The 19020-nt window shown below is 65.5% G+C and carries 14 protein-coding genes; 8 read left to right on the forward strand and 6 right to left on the reverse strand.

All coding sequences use genetic code 11. From position 1 onward, the window contains the following. Nucleotides 1-108: 108 nt before the first annotated feature. The 4 genes from L2Y94_RS13435 (at nucleotide 109) to L2Y94_RS13450 (ending at nucleotide 8757) form a co-directional block, all read left to right on the forward strand. The gene (locus L2Y94_RS13435; protein WP_247367310.1) at nucleotides 109-696 is read left to right on the forward strand and encodes a nucleotidyltransferase family protein; all 588 of its coding nucleotides are present in this window, start codon (nucleotides 109-111) and stop codon (nucleotides 694-696) included. Nucleotides 697-1264: 568 nt separating this feature from the next. Then, nucleotides 1265-4465 carry a TonB-dependent receptor gene (locus L2Y94_RS13440; RefSeq protein ID WP_247367311.1) on the forward strand — a complete coding sequence of 1067 codons (3201 nt, stop codon included), beginning with the start codon at nucleotides 1265-1267 and terminating at the stop codon, nucleotides 4463-4465. 61 nt (nucleotides 4466-4526) lie between these two features. After that, nucleotides 4527-6896 carry a GH92 family glycosyl hydrolase gene (locus tag L2Y94_RS13445; RefSeq protein WP_247367314.1) on the forward strand — a complete coding sequence of 790 codons (2370 nt, stop codon included), beginning with the start codon at nucleotides 4527-4529 and terminating at the stop codon, nucleotides 6894-6896. A 10-nt stretch (nucleotides 6897-6906) separates the two neighbouring features. Continuing rightward, nucleotides 6907-8757, forward strand: a complete 1851-nt coding sequence (locus L2Y94_RS13450; protein WP_247367317.1) for a glycoside hydrolase family 2 protein — start codon at nucleotides 6907-6909, stop codon at nucleotides 8755-8757. 69 nt (nucleotides 8758-8826) lie between these two features. On the opposite strand, the gene L2Y94_RS13455 is transcribed toward L2Y94_RS13450, so the two are convergent. From L2Y94_RS13455 to L2Y94_RS13465, 3 genes are all read right to left on the reverse strand, one after another. Next, entirely contained in the window at nucleotides 8827-10647 is a 1821-nt protein-coding gene (locus L2Y94_RS13455) for a tetratricopeptide repeat-containing diguanylate cyclase (RefSeq protein ID WP_247367319.1), read from the reverse strand. An 11-nt stretch (nucleotides 10648-10658) separates the two neighbouring features. After that, nucleotides 10659-10967 (reverse strand): hypothetical protein, encoded by a 309-nt coding sequence (locus L2Y94_RS13460; protein WP_247367320.1) that lies wholly within the window; start codon nucleotides 10965-10967, stop codon nucleotides 10659-10661. A 116-nt stretch (nucleotides 10968-11083) separates the two neighbouring features. Continuing rightward, the gene (locus tag L2Y94_RS13465; RefSeq protein WP_345779994.1) at nucleotides 11084-12097 is read right to left on the reverse strand and encodes an SAM-dependent methyltransferase; all 1014 of its coding nucleotides are present in this window, start codon (nucleotides 12095-12097) and stop codon (nucleotides 11084-11086) included. Nucleotides 12098-12251: 154 nt separating this feature from the next. Between L2Y94_RS13465 and L2Y94_RS13470 the strand changes: the two genes are divergently transcribed. Then, nucleotides 12252-13040, forward strand: a complete 789-nt coding sequence (locus tag L2Y94_RS13470) for a cupin domain-containing protein (RefSeq protein ID WP_247367321.1) — start codon at nucleotides 12252-12254, stop codon at nucleotides 13038-13040. On the opposite strand, the gene L2Y94_RS13475 is transcribed toward L2Y94_RS13470, so the two are convergent. After that, complete coding sequence (locus L2Y94_RS13475; protein ID WP_247367324.1) at nucleotides 13037-13684, reverse strand: DsbA family oxidoreductase; 648 nt, start codon at nucleotides 13682-13684, stop codon at nucleotides 13037-13039. The two genes, L2Y94_RS13470 and L2Y94_RS13475, sit on opposite strands and share 4 nt — an antisense overlap. Nucleotides 13685-13788: 104 nt before the next feature. Between L2Y94_RS13475 and L2Y94_RS13480 the strand changes: the two genes are divergently transcribed. Both L2Y94_RS13480 and L2Y94_RS13485 read left to right on the forward strand, forming a co-directional pair. After that, nucleotides 13789-14415 (forward strand): TMEM175 family protein, encoded by a 627-nt coding sequence (locus L2Y94_RS13480; RefSeq protein ID WP_247367326.1) that lies wholly within the window; start codon nucleotides 13789-13791, stop codon nucleotides 14413-14415. A gap of 86 nt (nucleotides 14416-14501) precedes the next feature. Continuing rightward, entirely contained in the window at nucleotides 14502-17084 is a 2583-nt protein-coding gene (locus L2Y94_RS13485) for a bifunctional diguanylate cyclase/phosphodiesterase (RefSeq protein ID WP_247367328.1), read from the forward strand. 3 nt (nucleotides 17085-17087) lie between these two features. On the opposite strand, the gene L2Y94_RS13490 is transcribed toward L2Y94_RS13485, so the two are convergent. Then, entirely contained in the window at nucleotides 17088-17381 is a 294-nt protein-coding gene (locus tag L2Y94_RS13490) for a DUF3247 family protein (RefSeq protein WP_247367330.1), read from the reverse strand. A gap of 96 nt (nucleotides 17382-17477) precedes the next feature. Next, on the reverse strand, nucleotides 17478-18095 hold the full coding sequence (locus tag L2Y94_RS13495; RefSeq protein ID WP_247367331.1) for a CGNR zinc finger domain-containing protein: 618 nt from the start codon (nucleotides 18093-18095) through the stop codon (nucleotides 17478-17480). A 199-nt stretch (nucleotides 18096-18294) separates the two neighbouring features. Here L2Y94_RS13495 and L2Y94_RS13500 point away from each other — a divergent pair, with 199 nt between their 5' ends. After that, entirely contained in the window at nucleotides 18295-19002 is a 708-nt protein-coding gene (locus L2Y94_RS13500) for an alpha/beta fold hydrolase (RefSeq protein ID WP_247367332.1), read from the forward strand. Nucleotides 19003-19020: the final 18 nt, after the last annotated feature.

Consider the following 19020-nt stretch of genomic DNA (forward strand, 5'->3'; position numbering starts at 1 on the left):
GCATCGTGAATCGTAATTTATTGCGATCCGCTTCGGCGAGGCGCCGTCATGAACGGGTATCCGGAGCATGCTTAAATGCGCCCCGGTCAAGGCGGCAGCGGAACGTCCATGCGACAGCCAGGAGAACATGACGCCGTGGTGCTCGCAGCAAGCGGCAGCGGCACGCTGGAAAAGCCCAGCCATCTGCTGACCGTCGGGGGCGAGACCCTTCTCCAACGCACCGTTCGTATGGTGAAAGACACCGGTCCCACCCGTCTGCTGGTCGTGCTCGGCGCGCAAGCCGAACCACTGGCCCGGCTGGTGGCACGCACCACCATCGTGTTCGATCCCACGTGGGAGTCGGGCATGTGTTCGTCATTGGCGCGCGCGGCGACCGCGCTCTCCGGTCGTCCCTATCCCACGCTGGTCACCGTCGCGAACCAACCCTGCCTGACGCCGGATCATCTGCACAGGCTCCTGGGGGCCTACGACGGCAGCTGCGATATGGTCTCGGCCTACGGCGACGCCATGGGACCACCCGCCCTGCTCCGTCCCATCACCATGGCGTTCTCGCGCACGCTGCCATGCGATGCATCTTTCAGACGCCTGTGGACCGGAACACATCCCGGCGCCATTCGGCGCGATGCGCTGGGGCGCCTGCTGGAAACGCCCGAAGACATCGCCGATGCCATTGCCGCGGGCCTGATCGATCCCTGACCACCGTGACAGGCATTACGATTTTTAAGCCGCGCGGCACGATTTTTTGCGGTGCAGCGTGACACGTGCCGCCCCATCGGCCAAATTTGCGCCAGGGGTTTAAATCGATCCAAGTCACGACAGCGATTCAGGCCACGTCGCGGGGGCGGCCGACCTGATGAGTTTGGACTGGGGTGGGGAGAGGCTGGAGGGGGGCGCGTGCCAGACGCTTCCTGAAATGACCGTCGCTTCCCGCCGACCTGTAGAGGGAATGGGGAGTCGCCGCATGAAAAAAGACATCGTTCGCCGTTCACCAACGCCCTTTCACGAGGTCGTCCATCGACGGGAGCCGCATCGCCGTCCGTGATATGCGGCCGTCGATGCTAGACGCCCTGCGCTAGCTCGGCCAAGGACTTCGACACACCCGTAGCCGACGAGCGAAAGCCCGTCGCATGGCGGAGCTTTGAATCGATTCAGGTAGAGGGGAAGAACCACACCGCAGTCATGAACCACGCATACGCAAGGCTTGCTTGATCGGAGGATCAACGTGTCGTTTCACATGGGCGCCCACTCGAGGGAAATAAAAAAAATGAATTACCTGCCTCACACCTTTACGCGCAAACCGCTTTACACCGCACTGGCCTCGGCCACCCTGTCGCTCGTCGGTTACATGGGAGTGCCCGCGTCCGCGCATGCGCAGACCGCCGGCCCGGCCGCCGCGCCCGCTCAGGCGCAGACGTCGACGGTCGCCCAGGACGAACAGGCGAGGAAGCGCGACGAACAGGCCAAGAATCGCGACAAGCAAAAGAAAGACGCCGACGGCAGTCCCACCAACATGGAAGCCGTGGTCGTCACCAGCTATCGCCAGTCGATCGACCAGAACGTGCAGGACAAGCGCGACGCGAACTCCATCGTCGAGGTGATCAACGCGCAGAACATCGCGCAGTTCCCCGCGAAGAACATCGCCGACGCGCTCGCCCACGTGCCCGGCGTGGTGATCAGCCGCGAGTCGGGCGAAGGCAAGACCGTCAGCATCCGCGGCCTCGCGCCCGAACTTACCTACACCGAGTTGAACGGCAACTACGTCGCCTCGGCCGACACCTCGGCCGGCCTGACGCGCTCGTTCAACTACACGCTGTTTCCGGCGAACATGTTCTCGGACATCAAGCTCTACAAGAGCCTCGAGGCACGCCTGGACGAAGGCGGCATCGGCGGCAACGTCGACCTGCGCACGCGCCGTCCGCTGGAAATGGACGCCAACGAAGGCTTCGTGACCGGCACCGCCGCCTCATCCGATCGCGGCGGCAAGACCGAACCGCAGGGCTCTGCCCTGTGGTCGTGGAAGAACAAGGACGAAACCTTCGGTGTCCTGCTCGCCGGTTCGTACCAGAAGCGTCAGACCACCACCTACGAGGCCGATGCCACCAGCTGGAAGTGGTGGTCGGACGACTGCAAGGACCACGTGACCTGTACGCAGGCCCCGGTGGATATCCACGGCCGTCAGTATCCGTCCGCGGTCAACAACAACATCGACCTGTGGGGCAACGGCGTCGTGGACCAGGCCGGCCGCCAGTACAACGGCTACTGGATGCCGCAGCAGTTCGCCACGAGCCAGAACGACCTGACCCTGAAGACCAAGGGTGCCCAGGCCACGATGCAGTTCAAGCCCAGCGATCACCTGCTGCTGACCGGTAACTACTTCCGTTTCGAGCGCCAGCAGACCCAGATCACCAATACACTCGAGATTCCCGAGTGGGGCCTGCCGAACAACAGCAACTATGCCGACCAGAACGGTCGCCTGCTGGCACCCAACGGCCTCACCTTCGATCCCTCGGGCACGATCGTCACCGGTGCGAACTACGTGCTTCCGCCCGCGGGCGTCGGCTGCAACTCGACCGTGAATCCGTCGACCGGCGCCGTCCGCCAGCCGGTGGACGTCTGCAACACCGAAATCCCCTGGCTCAACGGCAACTACTCGGTCGAGAAGGCCACCTCGCAGACGCTGAACCTCGAAGGCGAATGGGACAACGGCGGCGCGCTGAGCGGCAGCTTCAACTTCGGCCGCACCTGGGCCACGGGTGGACCGTCGGTCGAACTGGGCATGGCCGCCAAGCCGCGTAACTTCGTCAACGGCCAGTGGGTGAACGGCAGCAATGGCGCCTCGTGGGACACCACCGGCAAGCCGGGCATCAGCGCCGAGCCGGAAACGCTGCAGAACATGCTCAACGGCGCCGGCCAGGTCGACCTGGGCTCCACCGGTTCGAACATGGTCAACACCAGCAACTCGCAGAACTTCGCGCAGGCCGACTTCACCTGGTCGCTGGATTCCAGCTGGCTGCAGTCGATCCAGTTCGGCGGCAAGTACTCCAACGCGAAGGCCGAGCAGCAGAGCAACGAAGTGCGCTGGTACTGCAAGGGCACCGAGTTGCAGTTCCAGACCTGCGATCCGAACGCGGGCCAGTTGCCCGCGGGCTTCCTGCAGCCGAACTACCTCGACGGCGTGAACCACGCCTACGGCGACGACATCTTCCCGGCGATCAACTTCCCGGCGTACTACAACCACCTGAACGACACGTACGACCGCGTGCTGTACAACAAGCCGCAGAACAAGTCGTCGATCGGCGAGAAGATCGCCGCGGCCTACGTGCAGGCGAACTTCGACACCGGCACCGTGCGCGGCAACGTCGGCGTCCGCTTCGTCACCACCCAGCAGGACCTCACCGTCGCCAACCAGGTCACCACGAACAACGCGACGTACTACCACGATGCCGCCGGCAACATCCTCATCTGCCCGGCCTCGGGCGTGAATGCGGGCGGCGGTGCGTGCGCGCCGGGTGATTTCCAGTACCTGCCGCGCGAAATCGCGGTCGTCGAAGACTTCACCAACTCGACCACGAAGAAGCGCTACAACAAGTGGTTGCCCAGCTTCAACGTCGCCTGGACCATCGCGGACAGCTTCGTGCTGCGCGCGGCCGGTTCGCAGGCCCTGGCCCGCGCGAACTACACGGACCTGGCCCAGCTCGGCCAGCTCACCAACAACACCCAGGAGTACTACAACGACCGCAAGCAGTTCGGCGCGCCGCTGCCGGGCTGGTACGGTTCGGGTGCCAACGCCGACCTGAAGCCGTTCACGGCGACCCAGTTCGACCTGGCCGGCGAGTGGTACTACGCCCCGCACGCCGTGGTCGGTATCGACCTGTTCCAGAAGAAGGTGAAGAACTTCGTCGTCCCGGTCACCGTCAACAACATCAATGTCGACGTGGGCGGCACCCCGACGAACTTCCTGCAGTACAGCACCAACGCCAACGGTCGTTCCGGTACGTCCAAGGGCGTGGAAGTGTACGCGCAGCACACCTTCGACTCCGGCTTCGGCTACATCCTCAACTACACGCTCAACAAGACCAACGAAACCGCGGTGTCGCTCGGCGATACCGAGGTGGGCAAGGCCGAGCTGATCGGTAGCGCGAAGTACGCCGCCAACGCCTCGCTGTTCTACGAAAAGAACGGCCTGCTGCTCCGCGCCAGCGACAACTGGACCGGCCGCAAGATGACGGGACTGGCCGCGGGCCTGCCCGTGTACGCACAGCCGTACCACCAGATCGACCTGAACGGCGACTATGAATTCAACAAGCACTTCATGGTCACCGCGTCGATCATCAACTTCAACAAGGCGACGCCGCACACCTACCTCGGTGGCGACACCCGGGCACGACTGGTCCAGCTGCTGTATCCGGGCCGCCAGTACTACCTGGGCGTGACCTACAAGTTCGGTGGAGACAGCGACAAGTAACAAACGGACGGGGCCGGGCGACAAGCCCGGCCCCTCTTCTTTTACGCACCAAGGAAAGACCATGACACCATCCGCGCGTCTTCCCCGCCGCGCGCCGTTCGCCATCGCGTTGGCGATCCTTGCGCTCGGTACCCCCCACCCCGGCCACGCGGCGGGCGGCAAGGCAGGCACGAAAACCGCTTCCAGCGTCGATCTCGCCAATCCGCTCGTCGGCACCGCGCCGCTCGACCGGCAGGGGCTGATCGGCAATTCGCCGCCCGAGGGCGAGCCGCTCTACACCGGCATGACCACGCCCGGCGCCAGCCTTCCGCAAAGCGCGACCGAGGCCGCTCCGGTCAACATCAATACCGACCTGGGCTTCGCCACCGGCGTGCCGGTCGCGTACGACTATCGACGTCCGACGATGTTCGGTTTCACCGGTGGCGGGTCGACCTATGGCGCGCGCGGCGCGCCCATGGTGATGCCCGTGGTGGGCGACTGGACGGTGCCGCCGGATTACGCCGCGTCGTACTACGACAAGGCCTCCGAAAAGGCATCGCCCGGGTACTACGCGGTGGACCTGGCCACCTTCCACACGAAGGTCGAGATGACGGCCACGCAGTGGACCAGCCTCATGCGCTTCACGTTCCCGGAAAGCCATCGGTCGAACGTGGTGCTGAACCTGCGCCACGTCGGCGGCGACATCGAGGTGGTGGACGACCACACCGTGCGCGGGGCCGCGTCGGAAGGTCGTCGCGACCGCGACGCGGACGGCCGCTTCTTCATCGCCGAATTCTCCCGCCCCTTCGCGCGGTTCGGCACGTTCCATTCCGAGATGACCGACAAGAAGGATCGGGGGCTGGGGAGCAGCGACGTACAGGCCGGTCGCCGCACCGTATCGGACGATTACGCCGGAGCCTACCTCACCTTCGATACGAAGGCGGGCGACCAGGTGGTGGTGCGCATTGCCCATGGACACAGCGCCGAGGAGGCCGAACAGAGGCTGCACGCGCAGGACAGCGACGCGGATTTCGACCGCGTGCACGCGAAAGCCCGTGCGACGTGGGCCGAACTGTTCGACCGCGTGGAGGTCACCGGCGGCACGCCGAAGCAGCGCATGCTGTTCTATTCCACGCTGTACCACTCCTTCGCCAGCCCACGCATGATCGCGCGCAAGGGTGAGCACTACACCGATGCCGACGGCCATGATCGGATCGCCGATTACGACCACTACGGTCCGGTGCCGTTCTGGGATACGGGCCGCAACCAGATCGCGTTGTTGATGCTCATGCAACCAAAGGTCGTGCAGGACATCATGCGCTCGGAGCTGGACCGCGCGCGCGAGCGCGGCTACATGAACACCTCCTTCCATGGCGACCACGCCGTCTTCCTCTACGACGGCGCCTGGCAGCGCGGCATCGATTTCGACTACGCCGCCGCCTACGAATACCTGCGCAAGAACGCCACCGATCCCAAGGGACCGCGCGGTTACCTGGCCGAATACGACAAGAAGGGCTGGATTTCCGACATCGTGCCCGAGGGCAATCCCAGCCCGCCCTACGCGGGCGGCAAGGCCGGCGTCGCGACCACGCTGGAATACGCATGGGACGACCACGCCCTGGCCGACTTCGCCCGCCGCCTCGGCAAGACCGACGACGCGACGATGTTCGAGCGCCGCGCGTCTAGCTACCGCAACGTCTTCGACCCGTCGACGGGCTTCTTCCGCGGCCGTACCGAGGACGGCAAGTGGATCTCGCCGTTCGATCCGGGCGAGCCCTACTACAACTTCATGATGAAGGAGGGCTCGGGCTGGTCCACCCTGTGGCTCGTGCCGCACGACGTGCAGGGACTGATGAACCTGCTCGGCGGTCGCGACGCGTTTAACGCCAAGCTCGACGCGTTCTTCTCCACGCCGTACACGGCCAAGGGCGTCTGCCGCGACTGCACCGGCCTCATCGGCCAGTACGTGCAAGGCAACCAGCCGGACCAGCAGGCCGCCTACCTGTATGCCTGGAGCGGCCAGCCCTGGAAGACGCAGGCGCTGACCCGCCGCATCCTCGCCGACATGTACGGCAGCGACGCCACCGGCTACGGCTTCCCGGGCATGGACGACCAGGGATCCACGTCGTCTTGGTACGTGCTCAGCGCCATGGGTTTCTATCCGGTGGATCCATCCACGCCCGATTACATCATCGGCAGCCCGATCTTCGACCGTGTCCGCCTGCACCTGGGCAGCGGCAAGGTGCTGGAGATCGTCGCGCGCAACAACTCCGCCACGAACAAGTACATCCAGTCGGCGACGCTCAACGGCAAGCCGTGGAACAAACCGTGGTTCAGCCATGCCGACGTCGTGAACGGTGCCACCCTGGTGCTCACGATGGGCCCCGAGCCGAACAAGACCTGGGGCAGCGACCCGCACGACGCCCCGCGCTCCATGACCCCCGCACCCTAAGGAACCACGAATGACAGGCAACCCCAAGGCGATCTGCATCGCGCTGGCCATGGCTTTGGCAACGACGGCGACGGCGGCACCGGACCAGGCCACCGTCTGGAACGGCAAGACGGCGCCGCTGGCGACGCCGTGGACGACCAAGGTATCGCCCGACAACGCGCTGCCCGAGTATCCGCGGCCGCAACTGGCGCGCCCCTCGCTGGAGCATCCCCAGTGGATGAGCCTCAACGGCGTGTGGGAGTTCGCGGCCACCGATCGGCAGGCGACGCCCTCCTTCGGCAAGGCGCTCGAGGGCAAGGTGCTCGTGCCCTACCCGATCGAATCGGTGCTGTCGGGCGTGCAGAAGCACTCGGACGACATGGTCTACCGCCGCACGGTGGAGATCCCCGCCGCCTTCACCGCCAACGGCCAGCGCGTGCGGCTTAACTTCGGCGCCGTGGCCGAGGACGCCACGGTGTACGTCAACGGAAAGCAGGTGGCGAAGCATTCCGGCGGCTATACCGCGTTCGGTGCGGACATCACCGCCGCGCTTAGCGCCAAGGGCCCGCAGGAAATCGTCGTCGTCGTGCACGCGCCGGTCGACGGCGAGAACGTGATGGTGGGCAAGCAGCGGCTGAAGCCCGAGGGCATCTTCTACACGGCGGCCTCCGGCATCTGGCAGTCGGTGTGGCTGGAGCCGGTGCCGGCCACCAGCCTCGCTCAACTCACGCTCACGCCGACCGCCACCCTCGACGCGTTCACCGTCACCTCGAGACTGAATGGCGACGGCAAGGGCGCCACGTTGCGCGTCACCGCCTTCGCCGACGGCAAGCCGGTGGGTGAGGCGAGCGGCCCGGCGGACAAGCCGCTTCGGCTCGCCATCGCGCAGCCGCGCACGTGGAGCCCGAAGGATCCGTTCCTCTATACCGTCAAGGCCACCCTGACGCGTGGCGGCCTGAAGGACGAGGTCACCAGTTACGCCGGCCTGCGCACCGTCGCCATCAAGAAGGTCAACGGGTTCAACCGCATCGTGCTCAACGGCAAGCCCACCTTTCTGCTCGCGACGCTCGACCAGGGTTACTGGCCCGATGGCATCCACACCGCGCCGACGGACGACGCGCTGAAATTCGACATCCAGAAAACCAAGGATCTCGGTTTCAACACCATCCGCAAGCACATCAAGGTGGAACCGGCGCGCTGGTTCTACTGGGCCGACCGCATCGGCCTGATGGTGTGGCAGGACATGCCCGCGATGCCCAACGGCCGCAACGACAAGATCACCGAAGCCGACAAAAAGCGCTTCCGCGGCGACGTGACGGCCATCGTCGAACAGCTGAAGGGCGAGACCTCGATCGTCGGCTGGATCCCGTTCAACGAGGGCTGGGGTCAGTGGAGCATCGCGGCGGGCGGCGAGCTGGCGACGCAGATCAAGAAGCTCGATCCCACGCGACTGGTCAACGCACGCAGCGGTTACAACTGCTGCGACACCAAGGGCGACACGCACGCGGGCGACATCATCGACGTGCACGACTACCAAGGCCCCGGCCTGCCGAGCCCGGACGCCACGCGGGCATCCATGGACGGCGAACACGGCGGCCTTACGCTGGACGTTCCCGGCCATGTATGGCCCAACACGGCCATCAACCCGTATGGCGGCGTGAAAGACCGCAACGCGTTGAACGAGGGCTACGTGGCCAATACCGCCGTGCTACGCGACAAGGGTCCGGCCAAGGGCATGTCGGGCAGCGTCTATACGCAGATCACCGACGTGGAGGGCGAGCACAACGGCCTGTACACCTACGATCGTCAGGTCGAAAAGGTGGACGAGGCCAAGGTGCGGGCGATCAACGAAGCGACGATCAAGGCGTTCGAGCAGCCCTGAGCGTCTGGCCCCTCGCCTTCGCCGATACGATCGGCTCCCCCTTCGGTAGAGAGTCGCTGCCGAAGGGGGTCACAAGACGCGCGACGGCGCGGATGCGATGCCGGCCGGAGTTGCGCGTCCATCGTCGTCCTCCCCGTCGACGACGACGCGATTTCGTCCCTTGCGCTTGGCCCGATACAGCGCGGCGTCCGATGCCCTGAACAATCGTTGCATGTCGTGGCCGCATGTATCGGTACAGGCCAGACCGATGCTGCCCGAGAAAGACACCGTGCCGGCGTCGACGATCAGCGGGGACGCCGCCAGTGCCAGGCGAATGCGCTCCGCCACCACCGTACCCTGCAGCCGTGGCGCATCCATCAGCAGCATGCCGAACTCCTCGCCGCCCAGGCGCCCGAGCAGGTCGGCCTTGCGAAGCTGTCCTTTGCACAGGGCGACGACATGCTTCAGCAAGAGGTCGCCCGTGGCGTGTCCGTGCGTATCGTTGACCTGCTTGAAATGGTCGAGGTCGAGGAAGATCAGGCATCCTTCGCCCGACCGCTTCTCCAGGGTCCTCAAGGCTCGCGCGGATTCGGTCATGAAGTGCTGGTGGTTGAAGATGCCGGTGAGGCTGTCGCACGACGACAGCCATTTGAAACGAAGCTGCGAGCGCTTGACGCGCACCATCCAGAAGACGATGGACAGCAGCAGGATCGCCATCACCACCATGTAGAGGCGACTGGTTTCCACGGCCTTGCCGTCAAGCGCTTGCTGCAATCGCAGGATGCGGTTTTCCTTGCTCAGGCCCTCCGTCTCCAGCTTCTCCGCGCGGAAGTGCTGGCTGGCCGCCTCGTAGGCGGCCGTTCTCACGTTGGCGTCGCGCAGGTAGCCTTGATCCTGCACGACGTAGTCTTCGTAGTACTGCAGCGCGCTGGCGTAATGTCCCTGCGCCTTATCGATCGAATAGAGCACGCGATAAGCGAAACGCAAGGCTTCGTTGGTATCGCCCGGATGGTTCATCGCGACGGTGGCGAGCGCCGCCTTGCGCGCTTCGACGGCATTGCCCATGGCCTCGTAGATCCGGGCACGCGCACTCGACAGATCGACCAGATGCGGAAAGTACCGGGAGGCCTCGACGTCCGGCGTGATGCGCCGTACGGTCTCGAGCGCCTCGTCCAGCTTGCGCTCTTCCAGCAGCCGGTCGATCTGGATGAGCGACATGGTGTCGCTGAACAGGGGCAACCCTCCCGTCTTGCAGACGTCGATCGTCTCCAGCAGCTCGGGGCTATCCGACGTCAGTTGGCGGGCGCCCTCGAGCGCCACCACTTTCTGTACCAGCGCCTCGCATCGGGAGACGCCCGGTGGCGTGGCCTTCAGCATCAGGTCGGCGTATTCGAGCGCCACCCGGGGTTGGCCTGCGAACGTCAGCATCTGCGACAGGTTCGCCAGCAACACGAACCGCGCGACCGGATCGGTCACCGACGGCAAGGCGTCCGCGGCACGGGTCGCCATCGCATAGGCTTCGGCGTACTTGCCCTGCCCGGTCAACGTGTTCATCAACGTGGCGGTGGCACGGGTGCCCAGCGCATCGTCTTCCGCCTCGGCGATCACCCCGCGCAAGGTGTCGATGGATTCCTTGTAGCGGCCCTCGTAATTCGCTTCCCACCCGTCGAGAAAACGCATGTATCGCTTTTCGTGCGGCGTAAGGCTATCCGCTTCCCTGTGAAGCTCGGCCATCATCGCGAGAAACCGCGTGTGGTCCTTCGTGCGGATCGCATCGATCTGCGCCAGCCGGTCGCGGACGGGATCGGCGGCGGACGCCGCCACGGCATGGCTGCACGTCACTTGCGACCACAGTGCGACGCCGGCCAGGAGCAGCCAGGGTCGCATGCGGCCAAAGCAGCGGGAAGCCATGCCCGCCATCGTCAGGTCGAAGGGTCGTCGCTTCGGTCGTCGGGGACGTCGCCGTCGTCATCGCCGTCTCCATCGTCCGGATGATGATGCGGATCGTCCTCGTCGCCTTCGCAACCTCCCGTCAGGCTCATGTGCTCGACGTGGACCTGTTCGATACCCAGCTCCTCGGTCAGGGCCGTGGCGTTTCCGCTGGCGGCGAACTCACGCAGCCCGGCGGACGCGCCCGCGGCTTCGAGCGCCTTGACCAGCTCCTCCGGCGACGCATTCCTCAATGTGGAGTCGCGGCCCAGGGCTTCCAGCAATTCAACGGTATCGCTCATCGATGTTCCCCCGATCGAGTCTATGAATGGAGATGACACACCTTGCGCCCAGGGAGGGGCGCGGAGGTCGTACCGCTTGCCGCTGTAGCGGCAAGCGATGTGCATTCTTTAATCTTTCATGCCACTGAGACGCTTTCACGGCCCGAACCATGGATGGCGTCCAGCGCATCCAGACGTGCCTGCATGACGGCATTCGGTTTCAGGTCGCGTGCCGGCGGCAGGACGAGCGTTTCGTGCCCGGTGAATTCGGCCGATGTCAGGTCGCCCAAGGCCACGCGTTGGATGTGCGGTCGTTCGACCGGCAAGGTCGGCGCACGGTAAACGATGACTCCATGGTCGGCCGGGTAATCCATGCGCAGCCGTTCCACGAGCAACTCCCTGTAGGCATCGGGGGTTCTGAAGCGGCCGAGCGAGCGATCGCCCACGACGCCCAACTGCCAGAGGATCACGTGTCCGCCGGTATCCAGTACGCGGTCGAAGAAAAGCAGTTGGCTCGCTTCCAGGTGCTGGCAGCCTGCCCTGCCCGGATCGATACCCAGGTCGGCGTACAGGCAATCCTCGGCCGAGATGCCGGCTTCCATGTGGGCCAGGTAGCCTTCGGCCCGAGCCACCTCGATCACCTTATGCGGCGACCAGGCGAAAATACCGGGATGGCCATAGAACACCGCACAGACCCGCTTGCCCGCGCGAACCTCGGCCATCATCACCCGCACCCACTCGCGATAGGTCTTCATCCGGGACTTGCCTGGGCTATAGAGCGGCGTGAGGCTGTGGAAGGCCGGATTCATTCGTTTCAGCCAGATTTCCACCACGTGGTCGGACAGTGCCGCGAAAACGACCTCCGCGTTTTCGATATAGCTGCGCGCCATCGGCGTCAGGTGGGAACCCAAGGTGATGCCCATGCCGACGCAGGCGATACTGCCCCGGCGATCTTCGGTCGCGGTCGAAAGGGATGTGCTCATGGACGGCCCCTGGAAAGTTACCGCCAATGATGCGACACAACTCCCATTTTCGGCAGGGCCTGACGCGAGTTCAGTCCAGACGGGAGAGCTGAACGCCAGAACGCCCGCCCCGGCCAAGTCGTTGACGCTGTTGATGCTCCCGTCACCTTCACACACGTCAAGTCGCAAGCATTACTTTTCTTTCATTTGCCTGCCTCTCGAGGGGGCGAGGGGTCGATGGTCGACCAGGACCGTCGGCGGAGGCCTGCCATCGAACTTTCGCCGGATGGTCACGCCTTTCGCCGCGGAGTAACGTCGCGACGGCCGAATCAGGAGGAAACCCATGGGTCCGTTGCGTATCGGCAAGCCATTCGTCGTCATGTGCGCGTGTCTCGCCATGGCGACCGCGTTGCGTCCGCTTCCCGCGGGCGCCCAGAGCCAGGATCCCGGCGGTATCGTCACGTCGACACCCTGCCGGTTCGACGGCACGCCGCCCCCACCCGGGCCCGCGTGCCTCCTGGCCCACCAGGAACTCGGCCCCCTGGCGAAGGCACGGGTCTACTGGCACATCGATACGTTTCCCGACGAGGCCTCGGCGCTCAAAGCCAAGGGGCCCTTCGGTACCGTGGTCACCGACTACGGCAAGGTCTGGCTTTTCACCGTCGAAGACAAGGACTGGCGATCGAACGGCGGAACGCACGTCGCCACCGTCGGGCCGATGGAACTGACGAAAGCGCCGTCGTTCAGCGCCGAATACATCCATTCCTTCTTCACTCCCGGCATGAGCGCGCCGATCCACAAGCACTCCGGTCCCGAGGGGTTCTATGCCGTGGAAGGCGATACGTGTGTCGAGATGCCCGGCGGTGCCCACACGGGTTTCGGACCGGGCAACACGGTGGTCATGCCCGAAGGCCACCCCATGCTGCTGATGGCGATCGGCAAGACGCCCCGCCGCGCCTTCGCCCTGATCCTTCACGATTCGAAGCAGCCCTCGACCACGCGCATCGCCGACTGGAAGCCGGCGGGGATCTGCCAGGCGAAACTGGCCGCTGACGCCACGTCGCTGGCGCCGTCGGCTCGCCTCATCCCCGATGCGAACGCCCCCGGCACGGTATCGCGCGGCGCGCCTTAGCCTTCCTGCGCGATATGGCGCAACTGCCGCTCGAATTCCTCGGGCGGCTGGCCTCCCGAGATCAGGTACTTGTCGTTGACGATCACCGCGGGCACGCCGGTGATGCCCATGCCCTGCCAGTATGTCTCCTCGGCGCGCACCTCGTCGGCGTAACGGTCCGATGCGAGCACGGCACGGGCGGCGGCGGGATCGAGCCCCGCCTTCTCGGCCGCGGCGACGAGCGCGTCGTGATCGCCCGGATCGGCCTGGTTCGTGAAGTTCACCACGAACAGCTGCTGCTTGAGCGCATGCTGCCTGCCCTCGCCCTTCGCCCAGGCCAGCAGGCGGTGCGCGTCGAAGGTGTTGTAGATGCGGCTGGCATCGGACGTGTTCATGGCGAAACCCACGCTTGCCGCGCGCTCCCGGATGCGTTCGCGGTTCGCGCGCACGTCGTCGGCCGCCATGCCGTATTTCCTGGTGATGTGTTCCAGGGCGTTCTCGCCGCCCTCGACCATGTTCGGATTCAGCTCGAACGGGTGGAAGACGATCTCCGTCTCGACGACGTCATGCAGGTTCTCCAGTGCTTTTTCCAGCCCGCCGAGGCCGATGGCGCACCACGGGCAGGCGATGTCGGAAACGAAGTCGACCTTGATCTTCCTGGGCATGGGACAGGTACCTCCGAATGCGAATGGGAAAATCATACCCCGGGTGGTTGCTCCCCGCCGCCGGCGAAGCGATGATCGTCCCACGCCAACCGGGGGGAGCGGGCATGTCAGGGGCACAAGAGCAGCAGCTGGAACGTTTGACGTTCTTTTCCGACGCCGTATTCGCCATCGCCATCACCCTGCTGGTGATCGAGATCCACGTACCGCATCCGGAGGGCCACGGCGATGCGGCGTGGTTGCAAGCCCTGGCCGACCTGCTGCCGCACTTCTTCGGCTTCGTGCTCAGCTTCATCGTGGTGGGAGCGATGTGGGCGGCCCATCACCGCGTGTTCGGTCTATTGCGGCATTTCGACCCCGCCATCGTGTGGCGCAACCTCGCCCTGCTGATGGCCGTGGCCTTCATGCCGTTCTCGTCGTCGTTGATGAGCACGCATACGACCGAACGCGTGCCGGAGATGTTCTATTCGCTCAACCTGCTGATCGCGGGACTGCTGCAATATCGGCTCTTCAGCAGCGCGCTCCGCGCGCCCTACCTTCGCGGCGACGTGTCCGCCGACGAGGTCGCCGCCATGCGGCGGCGAAGCCTGGCCTTGCCGATCATGTCCATCCTGTCCTTCATCCTCGCCACCTGGATACCGGGACCCAGCAACCTGCCGCTCATCCTGATGCCCGTGGCGGTGGTCTGGCTGGCCCGTGGCGGCAGGCGGAAGAAAGCCGCCCCGTCCACGTGACGGCCGCCGACCTTCACGCGGCCCCACTTGCCGCATACCGGGGACGTTGCTAGCTTCACGATAGAAACGGTCAATACGGGGTATCCATGATCCAGGCATCACCCCATCATTCCGCGCGGCTCATCCGCATGATCGGGGGATTGCTTGCACTGGTCTTCGGGATAGCTCTCGTGTTCATGGTCGAGACCGACCACGAACGCCGCGTTGACGCGACGCGCGTCCAGAACCAGGCATTCGCCGACGAGGGGCAACGCCTCCTGAGCGCGCAGTTGCGCACCATCGAACGGGCCATGACCGGCATCGCCGTGGACAGCAGCGAACTGCGCGCCAACATTCCCGACCGGGCGCCGACCCTCATCGCGGAAAACATCGCCGGCGTGGCGAGCCGTCAGACCGAACTGGCCGACCTCATGCTCGTGGCGGCCGACGGAACGGCCGTTACGCCCGGGGAAGGCGATGCCACGCTGCCCCAGTGGTTCGCCGCCGATCCGCGGGCGTCGCTGCACTTCGGCCCGCTTCAGCAACGTCACGGCGAATGGGTGCTGCCGATCGCGGTATCCACGCCGGACGGACAGCGCGTACTCGGCCGAGTGAAGCAAGGCCTGCTGCAGGATATCGTGGAACATCTTCGTTCGGGACGCGATGCGGTAGCGGCCATCACCGATCGCTTCGGCGTCATCGTCGCGCGCACGGGCGACGCGCCGGGCGTTGTGGGGCAGTCCGTCGACGCACTGTTCAAGCCGTTCGACAGCCGTAGCGACAGGCGGGTCAGCCGCATCGACGGAGTGGATCGCATGATCGCCGTGAGCGCCCCCGAACGGTACCCGCTCTGGGTGGGGGTCGGCATATCCAGTGCCAGCGTGCTCGGGCCGTGGTACCGCTTCACCATCTTCAGCGCCCTGCTCTACTTGCTCTACTGCGCCGGATTCGGTTACCTCTACCGCCACCTGCTGATCAGCGACCGTGCGCAACGCGCCTACGTGGCCGAACTCACCGCGGCATCCCGGCGCCTGGCGGATGCGGAGAAGCGTTTCCGCCTTACCTTCGACAAGAACCCCATCCCGTTCTGGGTCTACGACACGACCACGCTCGCCTTTCTCGAAGTGAACGAGGCCGCCATCCGCGCCTACGGTTACTCACGCGACGAATTCCTTTCCATGCGCATCACCGACATCCGCGACGCACGCGATGCCATCGAGCTCAAGCAGATCGTCGCGGCGATCCGCGCGGGGGAGGAAGTCCAGACGGACAGGGTCTGGATACACCGTCGCAAGGACGGCAGTACGATCGACGTCCGCCTGCACGCGGCCAGCATCGATTTCTCCGGCCACCATGCCCGGCTCGTGCTCGCCGAGGACATCACCGAACGTCTCCACAGCGAGCGCGCCCTGACCTATCGCGCCACGCACGACGTGATCACCGGCCTGCCGAATACCGAGGCCTTGGTGGACTACCTCGATCACGGCCTCGGCAAGGGCACGTGGTACGAAGTGGTCTACGTGCACCTGAGGGGGATCGACCGCGTGAGCGACACCTTCGGGCTGGACGTGGGACGCAGCGTGCTTCGCGGGGTCGCTTCGCGCTTCAGCCAGCTCGGCGGTGCCGGCGATATGGTCGCCCACCGCCCCGGTGAACGTTTCCTCGTCGCCATCAGCGACAAGGCAAGGCACGAAGCGATCCTGGCCGCGCTGCTCGCGGCCGTGAACGAGCCCGTCGCCGTCAACGATACGCTGCATACCCTCGATCCGGAGATCGGCATCGCCTCGCATCCGGCCGACGGGCCGGATGCCGGCCAGGTCATCGCCAACGCGGCGCTCGCGGCGCATTTCAAGGGTCACGAGCCGGGCCACGTCCAGGTGTTCGAACGCGGCATGGCGCAGCGTTCGATCGAACGCCTCACCATGGCCTCGCGGATGCGACAGGCCATCGACGGGGGGGAACTGGCGATGTATTTCCAGCCCATCGTGGAAGCGGCCACCGGCCGCGTGCACATGCTGGAAGCCTTGATCCGCTGGCCGCAGTCCGGCGGCGGCTTCATCCCGCCGGACGTCTTCATCCCCTTGTGCGAGGAAACGGGGTTGATCGCGCCGCTGGGCCGCTGGGCCTTCGAGACGGCGGCGCGCACGCACGCATCGCTGGCCGCGGCCGGCCATGGCCACCTGTCCGTCGCCGTCAACGTATCCGCTTTGCAGTTCCGCGGAACCGACGTGGCGACCCTCGTGCGCGCCGCCGCCGAAACCTATCGCCTGCCCATCCATGCGCTGGAACTGGAACTCACCGAAAGCAGCCTGATGGAACCGGCGCACGTCGCCACGCTGAGGAAGCTGAGCGCGCAAGGCACTCGCGTGTCGCTCGACGACTTCGGCACGGGTTTTTCGAGCATGGCCTACCTGCGAGACCTACCCATCGACGCCTTGAAGATCGACCGCTCCTTCGTGGTCGATGTCGACACCGACGAGCGCGCCGCGTCCATCTGCCGTTCCATCATCGCCCTGGCCCATACCCTGGGGATGACGGTGGTTGCCGAGGGCGTGGAACGGGAGGGCCAGTACGCGTGGCTCAGGAAAAACGGATGCGACCGCATCCAGGGCTATTTCGTGCATGCACCGGTGCCACTGGCGGAACTGCTGGCTTACCTGTCCGACGAACGGAAGGTGTCGATCCACTGAGCCTCAGGCCCGGGACGATCCCTTGACGACCGAATCCAGGTGCTCGACGCGGGCCATGTCGCCCAGCCACACGGTGGCGTCCGGCTTTTCCAGTCGCACCACGCCGTTGGTGCCTTCGGTGCCCTCCTCGTCGCGAAAGCTCTGAACCGTCGGCGTGACGGCGACGGTTCCCTCCACCGAGCCACCGCCGACCAGGTGCACGCGGACGCGCGCGTTGACGGCGAGTTCGGCCACGAGGCGATCCAGGCGGGCCATGTCGTCGGGATGGGTGAATACGGTTTTCGCGTTTTGCGCCATCGTCGTCTCCTTTCGGTTTACCTTGGCGACCCTTGCACGACGGATGTGTGCGACCGGCATCGGTTTCGCGAAAACCGGGTGCAAGCCCGGCGCGATTCAATGACGCTTCGTTCGCTCCCGGTGCGCCGCCTGCTTCGCGCGGTTGCCGCATACCGCCATGCTGCACCAGCGGCGCACCCTTGCCCGCGTGTGATCGGCGAACAGCAACGTACACCCCGGGCCTTCGCAGGCCTTCACGTCGGCGAAATTTTCCGTGACGACGAGGTCGGCCATGCTTCGCGCGATGGGGATCAGCAGCGATTCCGGCGAACTCCACCGGCGGCGTGTCCGCAACGTCAGCGGCGAGGCCTCCTCGTCGGCCACGATCTCGACGAATGCGTCGTCCAGCCGCAAGACGCGATTCAGCGGCGCCAGCTCGTCGAGATCGCGCCGGGTAAGCGGTGCGCCCTTGCGTTCGTAGACGAAACCCCGGAACCACTCGCGTAGTTCACGCGCCTGAGCCGCCACGGCATCCAGTTCGCCCGGTGCCGACGACGTGCGAAACATCGCGAGCACGTCGGCCGGTACGAGATCCGCCTGGCTCAGCCAGTCGAGCAGCCCTTCGCCGCCGTCGAGCCATTCGTAGGGCACATCCACCGGCGTGGCGATGGAATTGAGGATATCCAGGCCTCGCGCGTCGGCGACGAAGAGGGCGGGCAAGCGTGGTTCGGTCATGGGGGTTCATCCTGGATGCGCGCGTTTGACGTAACCACTATAAACGCTATTGACAAGTTACTCAAGGCGTCCAACACTGGCATGGCACGAGCGGCCGCCAAGGCCGCGCCAGCGTTGTTTTATCCCGACCCTGCCGCCCACCGGTGACGTTCAAGCGCGTCGCCATGGACGTCCTTTGCCCGACGCCAGGAGTAGCTCCATGAACGCCACCGACCTTTCCATCGTCCTCGTCCATGCCGCCTGGCTGGACGGTTCAAGCTGGGCGCCCGTGACCGCCAGGCTCGCACGGCGCGGATTCCGCGTACTCGCCGCGCCGCTTCCGCTGTCGTCGCTCGAAGACGACGCGTCGGCCATCGCGGCGACGGTGCGACGGGCCCAGGCGCCATCCCTTGTCGTCGGCCACGCGTATGCCGGCGGCCCGATGTCAGTGACCACGCCCGACGGTATCGCCGGGCTCGTCTATGTCGCTGGCCTGGCTCCCGACGAAGGCGAATCGGTCGCCGAGGTCTACGGCCGTCACCCGCACCACGAACTGGCCCCGGCGCTGACCCCAGCCGCGGACGGCCTGCTCTACCTGCCTCGCGAAGCGTTCGCCCGGGCCTTCGCGCAAAACGCCGATGCCGACGTGTTGCGCAACCTCGAAGCCGCGCAGCGGCCGATCGCACCGAAGGCGATCACGACGCCGTCCCCGGCACCGCTGTGGAAGCGCTTGCCCAGTTGGTACCTCATCGCGACGCAGGACCGGATGATTCCCACGGCGACCCAGCGGTTCGTCGCACGACGCATGGATGCGGTGGTCAGCGAAGCGCCGACCGACCACGTGCCGATGCTCACCTCGCCCGACACGGTCGCGGACCTGATCGAGCAGGCCGCGCGCACGCTCGTCGCGTCCGCCACCCGCGCCTGAGTCCACGGAGCGAACGCC

It is taken from the genome of Luteibacter aegosomatis (genome assembly GCF_023078455.1).
GTDB lineage: Bacteria > Pseudomonadota > Gammaproteobacteria > Xanthomonadales > Rhodanobacteraceae > Luteibacter > Luteibacter aegosomatis.

Excerpts from the sequence above, each read along its gene's own strand:
- L2Y94_RS13500 (WP_247367332.1), top strand. The coding sequence starts at position 18,295 with ATGAACGCCACCGACCTTTCCATCGTCCTCGTCCATGCCGCCTGGCTG.
- L2Y94_RS13435 (WP_247367310.1), top strand. The coding sequence starts at position 109 with ATGCGACAGCCAGGAGAACATGACGCCGTGGTGCTCGCAGCAAGCGGC.
- L2Y94_RS13440 (WP_247367311.1), top strand. The coding sequence starts at position 1,265 with ATGAATTACCTGCCTCACACCTTTACGCGCAAACCGCTTTACACCGCA.
- L2Y94_RS13480 (WP_247367326.1), top strand. The coding sequence starts at position 13,789 with ATGTCAGGGGCACAAGAGCAGCAGCTGGAACGTTTGACGTTCTTTTCC.
- L2Y94_RS13485 (WP_247367328.1), top strand. The coding sequence starts at position 14,502 with ATGATCCAGGCATCACCCCATCATTCCGCGCGGCTCATCCGCATGATC.
- L2Y94_RS13490 (WP_247367330.1), bottom strand. The coding sequence starts at position 17,381 with ATGGCGCAAAACGCGAAAACCGTATTCACCCATCCCGACGACATGGCC.
- L2Y94_RS13495 (WP_247367331.1), bottom strand. The coding sequence starts at position 18,095 with ATGACCGAACCACGCTTGCCCGCCCTCTTCGTCGCCGACGCGCGAGGC.
- L2Y94_RS13470 (WP_247367321.1), top strand. The coding sequence starts at position 12,252 with ATGGGTCCGTTGCGTATCGGCAAGCCATTCGTCGTCATGTGCGCGTGT.
- L2Y94_RS13475 (WP_247367324.1), bottom strand. The coding sequence starts at position 13,684 with ATGCCCAGGAAGATCAAGGTCGACTTCGTTTCCGACATCGCCTGCCCG.
- L2Y94_RS13445 (WP_247367314.1), top strand. The coding sequence starts at position 4,527 with ATGACACCATCCGCGCGTCTTCCCCGCCGCGCGCCGTTCGCCATCGCG.
- L2Y94_RS13460 (WP_247367320.1), bottom strand. The coding sequence starts at position 10,967 with ATGAGCGATACCGTTGAATTGCTGGAAGCCCTGGGCCGCGACTCCACA.
- L2Y94_RS13450 (WP_247367317.1), top strand. The coding sequence starts at position 6,907 with ATGACAGGCAACCCCAAGGCGATCTGCATCGCGCTGGCCATGGCTTTG.
- L2Y94_RS13455 (WP_247367319.1), bottom strand. The coding sequence starts at position 10,647 with ATGGCTTCCCGCTGCTTTGGCCGCATGCGACCCTGGCTGCTCCTGGCC.